The organism is Polaribacter sp. IC066 (assembly GCF_007997085.1).
Classification (GTDB): domain Bacteria; phylum Bacteroidota; class Bacteroidia; order Flavobacteriales; family Flavobacteriaceae; genus Polaribacter.
Genome location: NZ_VORR01000021.1, coordinates 1 through 16,484, shown reverse-complemented (window position 1 = coordinate 16,484; position 16,484 = coordinate 1). Strand labels below are relative to the sequence as shown.

Below are 16,484 nucleotides of genomic sequence, written 5' to 3'. Positions count from 1 at the left end.
ATGGGAATTGTATTAAAACAATCTTTTAAAAATACATTATTTATATATTTAGGTTTTGCCTTTGGCGGTATTAACACGCTATTTTTATATACTCGTTTTTTAGAAGATGAATACTATGGTTTAGTTACCTTTCTGCTGTCTTCATCAAACCTATTAATGCCTTTAATAGCATTAGGAATTCACCATACGATTATAAAATTTTTCTCGAGTTATTTTACCAAAGTAGAAAAAGATAAATTTTTATCCTCCGTATTATTTTTGCCATTACTGATTGCAATTCCGATGGGATTTTTAGGTAATGTTTTCTATGAAGAGATTAGTAATTCTCTATCAGTAGAAAATCCGGTAATTAAAGAATACACGTTTGTAATTTATTTAATTGCCTTTACGTGTGCTTATTTTGAAGTTTTTTATGCCTGGGCAAAAGTGCAATTTCAATCGGTTTTTGGTAATATTTTAAAAGAATTATGGAACAGAGTAGTGGTGATGATTTTGCTCTTTGCTGTCTATTTAGAATTTATAACAAAAGCTGAATTTATCTATTACTTAACAGGAGCTTATTTCTTAAGAATGTTTGTAATGATGTTCTATGCTTTTAGTCTATATTTTCCGAAATTTACGTTTTCAAGACCAGAGAATTTTAACGAAATAGTTCGTTTTTCTCTTTATATTATACTGGCAGGTAGCGCAGGTGCTATCATTTTAGATATTGATAAATTTATGATTCCGGGTAAAGAATCTCTAGAAAAAGCAGCTTATTACTCGGTAGCTGTTTTCATTGGTTCTTTTATCGAAGCACCAAGTAGAGCGATGTTAAATATTTTACAACCCTTAACCTCTAAAACTTTAAATGAAGAAAATCACAAGGAAGTTGCTTCTTTATATAAGAAAAGTTCTATTAATTTATTGTTAATTAGTGGTTTGTTTTTCGTGTTGATTAATGCCAATGTAGGGCAGTTATTTAGTCTGTTGCCAATAGAATATGCTGGAGGTGCATTGGTGGTGTTTATGGTTTCTTTATTAAAATTGTATAACGGATTTTTAGGAAATAATGGCGCTATCATCAACAATTCAAAATATTATAAAGTTACTTTACCGTTTAGTTTAATAATGGCTTTTTCTGTCTACTTTTTAAATAAACTTTTTTATTATGAGTTAGATATGGGTACAGATGGTTTGGCGTTGGCAACGTTAATTGTAATTTTTTTCGCAAATACAGGGAAGATTATTTTTGTAAAAAATAAATTTTCAATAACGCCTTTTACAGATAAATCATTTTTAATGATTTTAATAATTGCTGTGCTGTATGTCCTTTTTAATTTTTGGGATTTTCCTATCAGCGAAATCTATCTGTTTGATTTTCCTGTGCATCCGATTATAAACATCCTTTTAAAAAGTATTTTAATTACTATTTTATATGTCTTTTTGATCATAAAACTGAATGTTTCAACTGAAATAACAAACTTAACGAAACGATTTTATAAATAGCAATCGATCAAGTCTGTAAGAATATGAAATAGCAGTGCCATGCAGATAATTCTTGTCTTTCTAAAAAATAGCCCTATATAATAAAATGCAATTGCAACATAAGAATGCAAAGGATGAAAATTAATGCTACATCTATTTTCTGCAAAAATAGGACTTGCCAGTAAATGATCTAAATCAATCAACATGGAAAGCAAGAAAATTAAGTACACCCTTTTCCATCGCCCTTTAAAAAAGAAATAGGCAATTAAAAGTGGAACTAAAAAATGAAGCGTGTAGTGAATTGAAAACTTTATCATAAAAATGAAACTTTATCATAAAAAAAAAGACTTATTATAAAAATAAATCTTTTTCATAGCAATTATATATAATTAAGTTGAGGGATTTTTTACTTATTTTCAAATATAGAAGATATTCAACGATAACTTCTTTACCTATGTTAATAGATCATTTAGAATACAGTTCTTTACGTATTCTACTTAACTGAACCGGAGAAATATTTAGAAAGGAGGCAATATGATATTGAGGAATTAAATTTTCTATATCGGGAATTACTTTTTTTAATTGATCATATCTCATAGTTGCATTTAAAACAGTGAGGTCGTAAATTCTTGATTCTAATAATAAGAACACACTTTCTAGAGCACTTGCGTACATATAGGCAATATCCTTGTCTTTTAAAGCAAGTAGTTTTAAGTCTTTAAAGTTAATTGCATACAACTCGCAATCTGTTAAACAATCATAAGAAAGATCAGAAGTTTTGTCTAGAATTAAAGCGCCTAATGCACCGGTAGCGCTAAAGGGTGTAAATAAACTTCTTATGTATTCTTTGCCTTTTTCATCGGTGTAATAAGATCTAACAATACCACTTTTAAGAATAAAAAGGTCTTTGGGTGTTTCTCCGTATTTTGCTAATATTTCTTTGTTAGAGAATTTCTTTAGTTCGGTAAGTTTATAAAAATTTTTGTAAGAATCTGCAGGTAAAACATGAAAATTATTAATAAACTTGTTTAAGTTTTTCATGAGCGAGGGGTTTTAGATGTTACGCTAAAATAATAAAAATTCTTATAAATAACTAATAGTATTTGGACCCTCCATAAAAAGTAAGTCTAAAATAGAAAGGTTAGGGATAAAACCATGTTTGTCATCAAACATTTGTATGTAGTTTTCTATAGGTTTTGTGGGTTTGTGTTTTCTGTCGGATAAAAATCTATAATCATTTTTAGTCGTTTCGACTTTATAATTTTCAGTGGCAGAAAAATCAGAATTCAATTGCAAAGCATCCGTAATAAATAAAAAAGTATCGATATTTATATCTTGAAGATATTTATATTTTTTTTCAAAAATAGGGGCAATATCAGCCTCTAGTAAGTCAAAAAAAGGCGATGTGCGGTAGGCAATCTGTAAAGATTTAAAATGTTGGTCTTGCCAACGAAAGTTGTTTTCAACCAAAGTGTCTTTGGTTTTTTTTCGGGCGTCTTTCAATTGATGTTTTACAGGAATACTCAGCAATTGTTTTCCGCTAGAATTATAAATATAGCAACGATTTCTATAACTCTGTTTCTGAAAATTATCTTCCATTTCAAAAGTTACGGTAGCTGCTTTTATAATTTCTGAATATTGAGAAATAGGAGCGAAGTAGGTTGGTATAAATAAGGACATAATTTTAATTTACCGTATTCAGTTGCAGTTCAGAGTAAAATTTTAATTAAATAAAACTTACTTTTAATTATTTCAATCTAATTTTAAGAATTTTGCTAATCACTAATCACTAATCACTAATCACTAATCACTAATCACTAACCACTAACCACTAAACACTAACTATTTTTTAAGTTCTTTATTTTTTCTAGCTTTATAAAAACTCCAACCAATATATAGTGCGATCAATGCAAAAACAAAATAGCGATAAGAAACCGGTTCGCCATCTCCATGAACCGTAGTAAACATTCTGTCCCATCGAATCGATTTTAACTTTGCACCAAGGCTTGCCGCATTTGCATCCCAGCTAAACCAAATCATTACAGGTTTTCCTAATACATGATCAAAAGGCACATACCCCCAATAACGCGCATCTAAAGAGTTGTGTCGGTTATCCCCAACCAACCAATAATAATCTTGTTTAAAGGTGTAAGAATCTGCTTTTTCTCCGTTGATAAAAATAGCATCACCATTAATTGTTAAATCATTATTTTCATAATTTTTGATAATCTGCTCGTAATAAGGTAAAGATTTTGCATCTAATTTTACGGTAGCGCCAGCTTTCGGAATGTAAATTGGTCCAAAATTATCTTGACTCCATTGATTGCTTTCAATGTGCGGAAAAATGGCATTGTCTGGGGCATGATTTACTTTTTTAACAGACAAGGTAAGCGGTTGTTTTTTAAGCTTTTCAGCTTCCGCTTCGGTCATGTTAATGTTGATTTTGTTATCAACAGAAATCATTTTTATTTTTTGGGCAAAAGCTTGGTTTACGCCTCCAACAACTTCTGTGTATAGAGAATCTTGTCCTATTTTAGAAAGATTTCCGTTCTGCTTTATCGCTTCTTGAATTCTTTCATCAACCCATAATTTTGTAAGAATTTTATACACGCCAGTTCTACCTTTATCTAACAAAAACTGCGGATAGGTATTTCTATCAATCTGTCCTTTAGCTTCATAAGTGTAATAGAATTGCAATTTAGCTCTGTATGGTAAATTGTTCTTTTTACCGTTTATATATACATAGCCATCTCTAATTTCTAAAGAATCACCAGCAATACCTACAGATCGTTTTACGTAATTTGTTTTTTTATCAACAGGTTTGTAAGTAAATTTACCTGAATAATCCCCCCACATAGTCGCTAAAGTATCTGCAGGCCAATTGAAACAAACAATATCATTGTTTTTAATATTCTGTAAACCAGGTAATCTGGTATAAGGTAGTTGAGGTTTTTTTAGATAAGAAGCTAAACTTGTAAAGGGCAAAGAATCATGCACCATCGGAGCTGCAATTACGGTAGACGGAACTCTAGCACCATAATGAAACTTGCTTACAAATAAATAATCACCCACTAATAAAGATTTCTCTAAAGAAGAAGTTGGTATGGTAAAAGGCTGCATAAAATAGGTATGCACCAAGGTTGCAGCAATAATGGCAAATGTTATAGAACTTACCCATTCGCCTACTTCAGATCGAGGTTTTAAGCTTCTATCAGCATTGAACGCCGCGTCTGTTGCATAGTTGATATAAAAAATATATAAACCTAACGTTAAGATGACTAAAAGCGAATCTAGTTTTTTGTAGTAGCCAAAAGTTCTAATGGTTTCTATCCAAATTACAGGAAACATTAATAGGTTTATGACAGGTATAAAAAGTAAAATAATCCACCATTTAGGTCTATTTATAATTTGCATTAAAACCACACCATTATAAATAGGTATTGCAGCTTCCCAAGCTTTTCTGCCTGCTTTTACATAGAGTTTCCAAGTGCCTAAAAAATGGAGAACTTGAACTACTAAAAAAAAGATAAACCACTGCGAATATGTCATAATATATTTTTTGTTTCCTTTACAAGGAATAATTGTATTGTTTTATAAGGCGCAAAATAAAGAAAATGTTACAGTTCTTAACGGATGTTTAACACATCTTTCATAGAAAATACACCTGTTTTATTTAAAATCCATTCTGCGGCAATTACGGCACCTAATGCAAAACCTTTTCGGCTGTGAGCGGTGTGTTTAATTTCGATGGCATCTACTTCAGATTTGTACCAAACAGTGTGTGTGCCGGGTACATCTATTATTCTTTTTGCTATAATAGGTATGTTTTCTTCGGATGAAACAGCGTCTAATTCCCAACCTGTTTTTGAAGTGTGTGCTATAATTCCCTCTGCCAAAGAGATTGCTGTTCCGCTTGGTGCGTCTAATTTTTTTGTGTGATGAATTTCTTCCATAGAAATGTTATAATCTTCTAAAGTACTCATCATTTTTGCCAATTGTTTATTCAACTCAAAAAAGATATTTACGCCAACACTAAAATTTGAGGCATAGATAAATGCGCCTTTTTTTTGCTTGCATAGCGCAACTGCATCTTCATAAGCATCTAACCAACCTGTTGTTCCAGAAATAACAGGCACGTTATTCTTAAAGCAATTAGAAATATTATTAAAAGCGGAATTTGGTACACTAAAATCAATTGCTACATCTGCTAAAGTAATATCAATAGCATCATCAACATCTTTTTTAATCACTATTTCATGACCTCTAGAAATTGCAATTTGCTCAATTTCTTTACCCATTCTTCCATAACCTAAAAGTGCAATTTTCATTTTAAAAAGTATATTTAATTTTTAATCCTATGGTGGGCGATTCAAATCGAATAGGATTTGTAATCATGGTGGGTTTAAATGATAAATTATCATCGGTGTTAAATTGCAGTAAATGTGCATTTACACTGGCTTCTACAATTTGTAAAATATATAAAATAACGCCCGTTAGTATCGACATATCTCTATTTTCTCTTAATTGTTTTTGCGCAGTTTCTAGGGTTTCTGTAGAAACAATTTCTACACCATTTACTGTAAATTCATCTACCAAACCGTTTTCTCTTAACTTGTAAGCGGTTCTAAATCGAATATAATCATTATTGTTAGTTTGATAATAATAGGCTGGAATAGCTAATGCGCCCCAAACAATAGGCGCTTTCCAGTATTTCTTGTTATAAATTTGTCCCATTCCTGGAAAAATAGCAGAATAAAAAGCCGCTCTAGAAGGTGCTAAAGGATCATAAATACCTCCTGTATTTTTTATTTTTCCTGTTACCTTTATATTTTTCACTTTTAAAAGTTCTGGTATCGAATCTTTTTGCGCTAAAAGATTCGCAGAAAAAAATGCGACGCATAAAACAAGTATGATTTTTTTTAAAGACAATTTATTTTAAAAGATTTTTTATGCGATTAAAGTCTTCTTCTGAATGAAAAGGAATTGAAAGTTTTCCTTTTCCGTTGGCCGATACAGTAACATCTATTTTATGACCAAAATAGTCACTAATATCTTTTAAGCTATTTTTAATATATGGCGGTACAGCTTTCTTTTTTGGTTTTGCGATAGCGCCAGATTTTAGATTTTTTACTAAATCTTCGGTTTGTCTTACAGATAATTTTTCGCGTAATATTTTTTCATAAATAGCTAACTGATCTTCTGTATTCTCTACATTAATCATTGCGCGTCCGTGGCCCATAGATATAAAACCGTCACGCATGCCTGTTTGTAAAATAGGGTCTAACTTTAATAAACGCAAATAATTGGTGACCGTAGAGCGTTTTTTACCAACTCTTGTGCTTAAATCTTCTTGCGTTAATTGAACTTCATCAATTAAACGTTGATACGAAAGTGCTATTTCTATCGGATCTAAATTTTTACGCTGAATGTTTTCAACCAAAGCCATTTCTAGCATTTCTTGGTCGTTGGCAAGCCTTATGTAAGCAGGCACAGTTTTGTTGCCTATTAATTTTGAGGCTCTAAACCTACGTTCTCCAGAAACTAATTGGAACTTATTTCCTTCTAATTTCCTTACGGTAATTGGTTGTATAACTCCTAATTCTCTTATAGAACTTGCTAATTCACGTAAAGATTCTTCATCAAAATACGTTCTTGGTTGATACGGATTTACATCAATTAAGCCCAACTCAAGTTCAATAATACTCCCCACAACTTTATCTGCATTTTTGTCAGATGCAGAGTTAATGTTTGGTGTGTCTTGCAACAAAGCAGATAATCCTCTTCCTAAAGCTTGTTTCTTGGTTGCTTTTGCCATTTTACGAATTCTTTTTTAATAATTCTTGAGCCAAATTTAAGTAATTTACAGCGCCTTTGCTAGTGGCGTCGTAAGCAATAATACTTTCTCCATAACTTGGTGCTTCTCCTAAACGAGTATTTCGTCTTATAATTGTATCAAAAACCATACTAGAAAAATGTTTTCTAACTTCATCTACTACCTGGTTTGATAAGCGTAAACGAGAATCAAACATCGTTAATAATAAACCTTCAATATTTAAATCTGTATTATGAATGTTCTGAATACTTTTAATAGTGTTTAATAGCTTTCCTAATCCTTCTAAAGCAAAATATTCACATTGAATAGGAATAATGACTGAATCTGCTGCCACTAAAGAATTTAAAGTAATTAAACCCAATGAGGGTGCACAATCAATCAAAATATAATCGTACTCATTTTTAATATCTTGCACTGCTTTTTTAAGCATATACTCTCTTTCTTGTTTGTCTACTAGTTCGATTTCAATGGCTACTAAGTCGATATGCGCAGGAATAATATCTACGTTTGGAGACGATGTTTTTACAATTGCCTCTCTTGCATTGATAGAATGTTCTAAAACTTGGTAGGTTCCAAATTCTACAGTCTCTACATCGATGCCTAAACCAGAAGATGCATTTGCTTGAGGGTCAGCATCAATAAGCAATACTTTTTTCTCTAAAACACCTAAAGCAGCGGCTAAATTAATGCTTGTTGTTGTTTTACCAACACCTCCTTTTTGATTTGCAATTGCAATTATTTTTCCCATATAAGTTTGATGTTATTAAAGAGTAAAATTACATATTTTTCTGTTTTATAAAAGTGAAAGATGTTAACAAAAAGCTAAACTTATAATAAATTGAAAATCAATTTATTATAAGTTTTTTTTTAATGTTTTTAAACAAATACAATTCTTAAAATTAAATCTGCTTTTAAGATTATTTTTCTGAATCTATTTTGATGTTTTTTCTGGAATATTCTTCAAAACTTCGATCAGTAGTTTCCAGAATTTTTTGGTTGATGATATTTGAGCACGTTCATCAGGAGAATGTGCACCTCTTATAGTTGGTCCAAAAGAAATCATATCGATATTAGGGTAATTCTGACCTAAAATTCCGCATTCTAAACCCGCATGACAAGCGGCTACATTCGGATTTTCTTGAAACAATTCTTTATACAAGTTCTCTACAACCACTAAAATTTCTGAATTTAAGTTGGGCAACCAACCAGGATACGTTCCTGAAAAATCGACATCAAAACCGGCCAATTCAAAACAAGAGCGTAAAGAGTTTGCCAAATCCCATTTATTACTTTCAGAAGACGAACGGGTTAAACACCCTACTTTAATGCTGCCGTCTTTTACAATAATTCTTGCAATATTATTAGAGGTTTCTACCAAACCAAGAACATCAGGACTCATTCTATAAACGCCGTTTAAAGCGCCGTAAATAGCCTTTATAAAACCTTCTTGCACACCCAAATCCATTACGTTTTTTGGTGCTGTAACTTCTATAATTTCAATTTCTAAATTAGCTTCTAGGGTTAAAAACTCTTCTTTTATTGTGTTGATTAATTGCGTTGTTTCAAACAAAAAAGGTTCTTTAGAAACGGTGTCAATAACCACAGATGCAAAGCTTTCTCTCGGAATTGCGTTTCGCAAACTTCCGCCATTAATCTCGGAAATACGCAAGCCGAAATTTGTAAAACTATCAAACAAAATACGGTTCATTATCTTGTTCGCATTTCCCAAACCTTTAATAATATCCATTCCTGAATGCCCACCATTTAAACCTTTTACGGCAATTGTAAAGCCAGTTGTATTCGCAGGAGTTTCTTCTTCTTTGTAAGTTCTTTTAGCCGTTAAATCTACACCACCAGCGCAACCAATGCCTATTTCATCGTCTTCTTCAGTGTCTAAATTTAATAAAATTTCACCTTTTAAAACACCACCTTCTAAACCCATTGCACCGGTCATTCCGGTTTCTTCATCAATCGTAAACAAAGCTTCAATTTCTGGATGCTCTATGTCTGTAGAAGATAAAATTGCCATAATTGCAGCAACACCTAATCCATTATCTGCCCCTAAAGTAGTGCCTTCTGCTTTTACCCAATCCCCATCAACAAACATTTTAATACCCTCTTTGTCAAAATCAAAAACAGTATCTGCATTTTTTTGATGTACCATGTCGATATGACCTTGCATCACAATGATTTTTCTGTTTTCCATACCAGCTGTTGCTGGCTTTTTTACGATTATATTCCCAACGTGATCTACAAAAGTTTCAAGATTTAAATTATTTCCAAAATCGACCATAAATTGGATAATTCTTTCTTCTTTTTTAGAAGGTCTTGGTACTGCATTTAAATCTGAAAAATGATTCCAAACAGCTTTTGGCTCTATATTTCTAATATCTTGACTCATTGTATTTACTTTAAAATTGGTTCCTCAAAAGTACAGTTTTTAAAGACCAAAAAAAAGCCTTCTGTTTAAAGAAGGCTTCCTTTGTTTTTAATAGATTTAGTTAAACTCTATGACTACATCATGAATGTTTTTACGCACTTTTTTTAAGTCTTTCATATAATCATCATTTGCTCTAAAACCAATAGGTAAAACCAAAGTAGATGTTAAGTTGTGTTCCTTTAGCTTTAGAATTTCATCATACTTTTCAGGAGAAAAACCTTCCATTGGGCAAGAGTCTATTTTTTCTAAAGCACAAACTGTTAGTAAATTACCCAAAGCGATATAGGCTTGGTTTTTGTTCCATACCAACAATTCTTCTTGTGTTTTTTTTCCTATTTCGCCAGTTAAAAACTTTTTAAAAGGATTGATAACGGCATCAGGTGAATCTCTAACTTCTTTTACCAAATTAAAATAACTTTCTACTTCTTTCGTTGTGTACTCTTTCGGAATACAGATGACTAAAAGATGTGAAGCTTGTAAAATTTGTGGCTGATTCCAGGAATGTGCAACCAATTCTTTTTGAATTGTTTTATTCTTAATCACCAATAATTTTAAAGGCTGCAAGCCATAAGAAGTAGCCGTTAAATTAAACGCTTCTTTTATAGTGTCTATTTGTGATGTTGATAATGATTTATTTTCATCAAATTTTTTAACAGCATATCGCCATTTTAAACTTTCTACAGAATTCATTTCCTTATTTTTAGACTGCAAAAGTATATGTTTATCAGGGTTTATTTTTCTTCCTTCTATTGGAAAAATTGATGAGCAAATAAGTTTTTTTGTATCTTGTAAACAAAAAAAGAGATGAATGAAGAATTTTTATATTACGTGTGGAAACACAACATGTTTTCGAGTTTAAATCTACAAACTTTAGATGCTAAAGAAGTATATATTGTAAAATCTGGAATGCATAATAAAAATTCAGGGCCTGATTTTTTAAATTCGCACATAAAAATAGACCAGCAACTTTGGGTTGGTCATACAGAAATGCACGTAAAATCTTCTGATTGGTATTTGCATAAACATGAAGAGGATGTAAATTATGATGCCGTAATTTTGCATGTTGTTTGGGAACACGATGTAGCTGTTTATATGAAAAACAACAAACCTTTGCCAACTTTAGAGCTGAAAAACTATGTTTCTAAAGCGCTTTTAGCAAATTATAAAAGCTTGGTATACCATCAACAACAATTTATTCCTTGTGAAAATCAAATTTTAAATGTCGATGAATTTGTTTTAAATAACTGGTTAGAACGTCTTTATTTTGAAAGGTTAGAGCAGAAATCAACTTTTATAAAAGATTTATTATTAGACACAAATGCCGACTTTGAAGCTGTTTTGTTTCAATTATTGGCTAAAAACTTCGGATTAAAAGTAAATGGAGATTCGTTTTTAGAATTAGCAAAGTCCATGGATTTTTCGATTGTTAAAAAAGAACGATTTGATCTGTTGCAATTAACAGCATTATTTTTTGGGCAAGCAGGGTTTTTAGAGGAAGACGCTGAAGTGGGTTATCATAAACAGTTACAGGAAATATATCACTATTTGAAACACAAACATAATTTACTTCCTATTGCGAATAGGCAGTTTCAATTTTTTAGGATGCGGCCTCAAAACTTTCCAACCATAAGAATTGCACAATTAGCCTCTTTGATGTTTACGCATCAAAATTTATTTTCAAAATTGATGAATTGTCAGAAAAAAGAGGATTTTTATATCGTGTTTAATTTTGAAATTCAAGAGTTCTGGAAAACACATTATACGTTTGAATCAGTCTCAAAAAAATCACCCAAAAAATTATCAAAAGCTTTTATTGATTTGATTTTAATCAATACGATTATCCCCTTAAAATTTGTCTATTTACAAAGTAGAGGAGCAGTGGATGAAGAAGAGATTCTACAGTTGATAAAACAAGTTTCATCAGAAAAAAATAGTATTATTTCTAATTTCTCGTCGCTTAAAATAAAATCTAAAAATGCATTAGAAAGCCAGGCTTTACTAGAGCTTAAAAACAACTATTGCACAAAGAAACGTTGTTTACAATGTGCAATAGGGAATAGTTTTTTAAGAAAATAATTTTGAAAGGACTTTGGCAGTCACAGAGTATTCAAAATAAAAAGTAAGATTGCCATAGCTCGCAGAAAAACTGTAATTAGCAATGCCAGGTAAAAGTTATTTAGGATTCAATATTTCCTTAATATTTGCCAAACAATCGCTGTAATGATATTTCGTCATTCTATTCACACGTCTGTTTTTTGCAATTGTTAATTGAAAGTTTAAACTTTCTAGTTCACCTCTAATAATCGCGTTAATATCAGAATTTTTAATATTTTTAGCATTAAATAACTCGCCCATTCTGGCAATCATCGATTTTTGAAGATTACGTCTAAATACATCAACATTTTTTATATAATTTACTTCAGAAAAAACACCAATTCTCAAATCACGAACCATGTCTAAAACATTGTAAGTATCAGAGGTTATAATTTCTGCATCAATCATTCTTTCTAGTTTTGATGCATTTAAAAGACTATACAATTGTCTGTTTTGAAGATTTAGCATACTGTTTGTATATCCGCTTTCATCAATATTAGAAAGTATGCTTTTATCAACCAACCAATCTTGTGTTTTAAATACATTTTGTTGCAACCAAACCATTGCTTCTTTTTGTTTTTTTTCTGAAACAGGATGATAAACAACACCATCTTGCGTTGGTTTTTTATTGTATTCATAAACACCACCGATATTGCCAGAAACATGACCAGCATATCGGTTCCAAACACCTAAAAGTTCTCCATATAATTCAGATAAATCATCATAATTATTGGTTTGATCTGAAGTCCAACTTGGTAAATTTTCAGCAACAATTTTCAAGTTATTCATACCGTAAGTAGAGGCTTTTACTTGATCATTACCAATCCCTTCGGTTTGTGCAGAAGGATCAAAACGTTGCGCACCAAATCTATAAATAGGATTATCGGCCTTGTTTGAAATCCATGTATCTAAAGTTGCTATTTCTTGTTCAGGAGTTGTTGCTTCAGGAATTTTACGATATCCCCAGTTAATAGCATACTGATCATAAGGCCCCAGTTGACGAATAAAACGGATGTTTTCATCACCCGGTTGCGCAACATAATTATAACGTGCATAATCCATAATGGTTGCGGCAATTCCCATTTTTTGAGTAAATTTACCCGAACGCAAAGAATCTACAGGATAAGCATAACTAGCCGCCATGTTGTGAGGCAAACCTAAAGCATGACCAATTTCGTGAGAAATTACCATGCGCATCATTTCTCCAATTTCTTCCGCAGGGGTATCAAGTGTTCTTGCAGACGGATTTGCCGCCCCCGTTTCTAATAAATAGCGATTTCTATAAGAGCGCAAATGGTTGTGATACCAAATAATATCGCTTTCTATAATTTCTCCGGTTCTTGGGTCAGAAACACTCGGTCCTGTTGCATTTCTTGTAGTACTTGCTACATATCTAATAGAAGAATAGCGCACATCTTCCATGCTAAATGCCGGATCTTCTTCTTTTGTTGGTGGATGTTTTGCCATAATTGCATTCTTAAAACCCGCAGTTTCAAAAACTTTTTGCCAATCGTCAACACCTTGTTTAATGTATTTTTTTAATTTATCTGGCGTGGCAGGATCTAAATAATAGACAATCGGTTTTATCGGTTCTACCAATTCCCCACGATGGTAAGCATTGATGTCTTTTGGTTCTAATCGCCAGCGTTTAATATACCTTTTGCTATCTGCTTTTAAGGCTTCCGAACTATAATCTACAGTACCGATAGAAAAATAACCGACCCTTTTATCGTATATTCTAGGAGTCATTTTATTTTCTGGCAACACAATCATCGATTGATTTACGCGCAAAGTAATCGTATTTGTGCTTGAATTACTCGGAGGTGCATCTGCATCAAACGTAAAATCTTGCACAACTTCTATATTCTTCGGATAGCTTTTTACACTGTTAATAAAGCTTCTAGAAGGATCTAATCTTTTTACTTTATACCGTTTTCTGTAAGCGTCACGCAAACCTGTAATCGCTTTTATATCGGTAGCAAAGAATTTTGTTACATCTATTATAACGGCTGTAGAATCGGTGTTTTGTGTTTTAATATCAAAAGCATAGATGATAGGTTCTAGATTGTTTGCTCTTACAGATTTATAAATAGGTAAAGAATCGTTTGCAATAGCATTATAAGATTTTACTTTTAATAAAACCTTGTTTTGAAATTCTTCCCAAACAACAACTTGTTCGTTAATTTTGGATCCTGCATTTACATAGCCACCTCCCAAGCCAGCCGGAAGTTCTTTAATTCTTGTTACCAACAACATCTCTTTTCCGAAATGAGTTTTCGGAATTTCATACAAATAATTATTGTCTGACTCATGAACTTTAAAAAGCCCTTCATCAGTTTTTGTTTCTTTAGTCACAAAATCTGAATATTTTGGAATTTTACTTTTTTTAGGTTTTGGAGTTGTTTGCGCTGTTTTTTCGTCTTTAGATTTCTTTCTTTGAGCATTTATTTCTTTAGGAAATGTAAAAGCTAAAATCAATGAGAATAGTAATAGTTTTTTCATGTTGGTTTTGTTTGGTGTATAAAGTTCTAAAATAATAAAAAGGATAAGTATTCGCTTTATGGATTGTGTTAAAACTGAATTTATTATTTTTGTGTAAACTAAACGCATATTTATGAATCAGGCCATTCAAGTTTCTGTAGACGCTGTTGTTTTCGGATATGAAGCAGGTGTTATTTCTGTTTTATTGATTAAAAGAAAATACGAACCTTTTAAAGGAGATTGGGCAATTCCTGGCGGATTTGTTTTAAATAATGAATCTTTAGAAGCCGCAGTAGAGAGAGAATTAGTGGAAGAAACTGGCGTAAAAATAAATTATTTAGAGCAATTGTACACGTTTGGAAACACAGATAGAGATCCAAGAGGAAGAGTTATAACGATTGCTTATGTTGGGTTGGTAAGACCAAATGCTTTTAAAATAGTTGCTGCTACAGATGCAGAAAAAGTGCAGTGGTTTTCTATTGAAGCGTTACCAAAGTTGTCTTTTGATCATAAAGCTATTTTAGAAAAAGCTATTGTAAGATTACAGGGTAAAATAACCTATGAACCGATTGGCTTTGAGTTGTTAGATAAAAAATTCCCGTTCTCTGATTTAGAAAAATTATACACCACACTTTTAGGTCGAGAAATTGATAGAAGAAACTTCCGAAAGAAAATAATAAAGCTAACTGTTTTAGATGAACTAAATGAAAAAGTGTCTCAGGGTTCAGGTAGACCGGCTAAATTATTTCAATTCAATCAAGAAAGATACTTTCATTTAAAACAAGAGGGAATTATTTTCGAAATTTAATACGCTTATTATAAGTTACATACATGTTTTGTGTAAAAATAACACTAATTATATTTGCGAGGGTTTTGATTTGAATCTATATTTGTGTTATAATTACGCAAATACAAAAAATATGAATGGATTATTATTAACAGACGGATACAAAACAGGACATCACCAACAGTACCCAAAAGGAACAGAAGAGGTATATTCTAATTGGACGCCAAGAAGCAATACATACGCGCCTAAAGGTTGCGATAAAGTGGTTTCTTTTGGTCAGCAATATGTAATGAAATGGTTACATGATTATTTTGAAGAAAACTTTTTCTCTAAAGATAAAAATACTGTTTGCCATGAAATAAAGGAAGAACTTTCTTTGTATCTAAATACTGATTATGATGTGTTGCATTATGAAAAACTACATGATTTACAACATTTACCAATCAAAGTAAAAGCATTAGAAGAAGGGGTAGAAGTACCAATGAGAGTTCCGATGCTTACAGTCGTAAACACACATAAAGAATTCTATTGGGTTACTAATTTTTTAGAAACGATTTTTTCTGCAATGTTATGGCAACCAATTACATCGGCTACTATTGCACTTTTGTATAAACGAATTTTTAAAAAATGGGCGCTTTTAACGGATGAAGAACATATAGATTTTATCGATTTTCAAGGGCATGATTTTTCAATGCGAGGTATGGGTGGTTTACAAAGTGCTATACTATCAGGAATGGGACATGCAAGTGTGTTTTTAGGGTCAGATACTTTACCCGTAATAAGTAGTTTAAGGAAATATTATAACGCAAAAGGTTTTGTAATTGGTTCTGTAAATGCTACAGAACATTCTGTAATGTGCGCGGGTACTAAAAATGACGAGATAGAAACTTTTAGAGCATTGATAAAAACCTATCCAACAGGAATTTTATCGGTTGTGAGTGATACTTGGGATTTATGGAAAGTACTTACAGATTATCTGCCAAAATTACAAAATGAAATTTTATCGAGAGATGGCAAACTAGTCATACGACCTGATAGTGGAGATCCTGTTGCTATTATTTGTGGAGAACGTGAGAAATTAGACGGAACATTGCCACAAGAAAAAGGTGTGGTTGAGTCAGGGCAGAATCATACTTTTTTTGTGTTTAAATTATTTATTTAATTGATTTACAGTTGTTTAAGTTGTTAATTATTCGTATATTATGCTGATAATCAATAATTTAACTAAATGGAATCATCGGGTAATTTAAAGCATATTTTTGGTCAAATAGAAGATCATAGAAGCCATATAAACCGACTTCACAATTTAGTCGACATTCTTCTTATCGGAATAACTTCGGTCATTTGTGGGGCAGAAACTTGGGAGCAAATGGTTGTGTTTG

At 31.8% G+C, this 16,484-nt stretch carries 16 protein-coding genes; 5 read left to right on the top strand and 11 right to left on the bottom strand.

Translation table 11 applies throughout. The features are described 5' to 3' along the window. Positions 1-1,488, top strand: a complete 1,488-nt coding sequence (locus ES044_RS08870; protein ID WP_147119066.1) for a lipopolysaccharide biosynthesis protein — start codon at positions 1-3, stop codon at positions 1,486-1,488. Here ES044_RS08870 and ES044_RS08865 read toward each other — a convergent pair. The 10 genes from ES044_RS08865 to ES044_RS08820 form a co-directional block, all read right to left on the bottom strand. After that, positions 1,479-1,784 carry a DUF6122 family protein gene (locus ES044_RS08865; protein WP_147119065.1) on the bottom strand — a complete coding sequence of 102 codons (306 nt, stop codon included), beginning with the start codon at positions 1,782-1,784 and terminating at the stop codon, positions 1,479-1,481. The genes ES044_RS08870 and ES044_RS08865 overlap by 10 nt on opposite strands. Positions 1,785-1,932: 148 nt before the next feature. After that, the gene (locus ES044_RS08860; protein WP_147119064.1) at positions 1,933-2,508 is read right to left on the bottom strand and encodes a Crp/Fnr family transcriptional regulator; all 576 of its coding nucleotides are present in this window, start codon (positions 2,506-2,508) and stop codon (positions 1,933-1,935) included. 42 nt (positions 2,509-2,550) lie between these two features. Next, complete coding sequence (locus ES044_RS08855; RefSeq protein ID WP_147119063.1) at positions 2,551-3,147, bottom strand: WbqC family protein; 597 nt, start codon at positions 3,145-3,147, stop codon at positions 2,551-2,553. A gap of 162 nt (positions 3,148-3,309) precedes the next feature. Beyond that, positions 3,310-5,016 carry a signal peptidase I gene (lepB, locus tag ES044_RS08850; RefSeq protein WP_147119062.1) on the bottom strand — a complete coding sequence of 569 codons (1,707 nt, stop codon included), beginning with the start codon at positions 5,014-5,016 and terminating at the stop codon, positions 3,310-3,312. Positions 5,017-5,093: 77 nt separating this feature from the next. Next, the gene (gene dapB / locus ES044_RS08845; RefSeq protein WP_147119061.1) at positions 5,094-5,795 is read right to left on the bottom strand and encodes a 4-hydroxy-tetrahydrodipicolinate reductase; all 702 of its coding nucleotides are present in this window, start codon (positions 5,793-5,795) and stop codon (positions 5,094-5,096) included. Between the two features lies 1 nt (position 5,796). Beyond that, positions 5,797-6,303: a DUF5683 domain-containing protein gene (locus tag ES044_RS08840; protein ID WP_223269173.1), complete on the bottom strand. Its 507-nt coding sequence runs from the start codon at positions 6,301-6,303 to the stop codon at positions 5,797-5,799. A 94-nt stretch (positions 6,304-6,397) separates the two neighbouring features. After that, a complete protein-coding gene (locus ES044_RS08835) occupies positions 6,398-7,282 on the bottom strand; it encodes a ParB/RepB/Spo0J family partition protein (RefSeq protein ID WP_147119059.1) in 885 nt (294 codons plus the stop codon). A 1-nt stretch (position 7,283) separates the two neighbouring features. Next, positions 7,284-8,048 (bottom strand): ParA family protein, encoded by a 765-nt coding sequence (locus tag ES044_RS08830; protein WP_147119058.1) that lies wholly within the window; start codon positions 8,046-8,048, stop codon positions 7,284-7,286. 183 nt (positions 8,049-8,231) lie between these two features. Next, positions 8,232-9,701: an aminoacyl-histidine dipeptidase gene (locus ES044_RS08825; protein ID WP_147119057.1), complete on the bottom strand. Its 1,470-nt coding sequence runs from the start codon at positions 9,699-9,701 to the stop codon at positions 8,232-8,234. A 96-nt stretch (positions 9,702-9,797) separates the two neighbouring features. Continuing rightward, positions 9,798-10,430: an NAD(P)H-dependent oxidoreductase gene (locus tag ES044_RS08820; protein ID WP_147119056.1), complete on the bottom strand. Its 633-nt coding sequence runs from the start codon at positions 10,428-10,430 to the stop codon at positions 9,798-9,800. Positions 10,431-10,544: 114 nt separating this feature from the next. Here ES044_RS08820 and ES044_RS08815 point away from each other — a divergent pair, with 114 nt between their 5' ends. Beyond that, positions 10,545-11,816 carry a DUF2851 family protein gene (locus ES044_RS08815; protein ID WP_147119055.1) on the top strand — a complete coding sequence of 424 codons (1,272 nt, stop codon included), beginning with the start codon at positions 10,545-10,547 and terminating at the stop codon, positions 11,814-11,816. Positions 11,817-11,912: 96 nt separating this feature from the next. On the opposite strand, the gene ES044_RS08810 is transcribed toward ES044_RS08815, so the two are convergent. Next, on the bottom strand, positions 11,913-14,336 hold the full coding sequence (locus tag ES044_RS08810; protein ID WP_147119054.1) for a zinc-dependent metalloprotease: 2,424 nt from the start codon (positions 14,334-14,336) through the stop codon (positions 11,913-11,915). Between the two features lie 112 nt (positions 14,337-14,448). Here ES044_RS08810 and ES044_RS08805 point away from each other — a divergent pair, with 112 nt between their 5' ends. The 3 genes from ES044_RS08805 to ES044_RS19480 form a co-directional block, all read left to right on the top strand. Next, positions 14,449-15,123: an NUDIX hydrolase gene (locus tag ES044_RS08805; RefSeq protein WP_147119053.1), complete on the top strand. Its 675-nt coding sequence runs from the start codon at positions 14,449-14,451 to the stop codon at positions 15,121-15,123. Between the two features lie 112 nt (positions 15,124-15,235). Beyond that, positions 15,236-16,264 carry a nicotinamide phosphoribosyltransferase domain-containing protein gene (locus ES044_RS08800; RefSeq protein ID WP_223269172.1) on the top strand — a complete coding sequence of 343 codons (1,029 nt, stop codon included), beginning with the start codon at positions 15,236-15,238 and terminating at the stop codon, positions 16,262-16,264. Between the two features lie 66 nt (positions 16,265-16,330). Then, positions 16,331-16,484 (top strand): transposase family protein (locus ES044_RS19480; protein WP_147119052.1); only part of this gene is annotated, 154 nt, incomplete at its 3' end.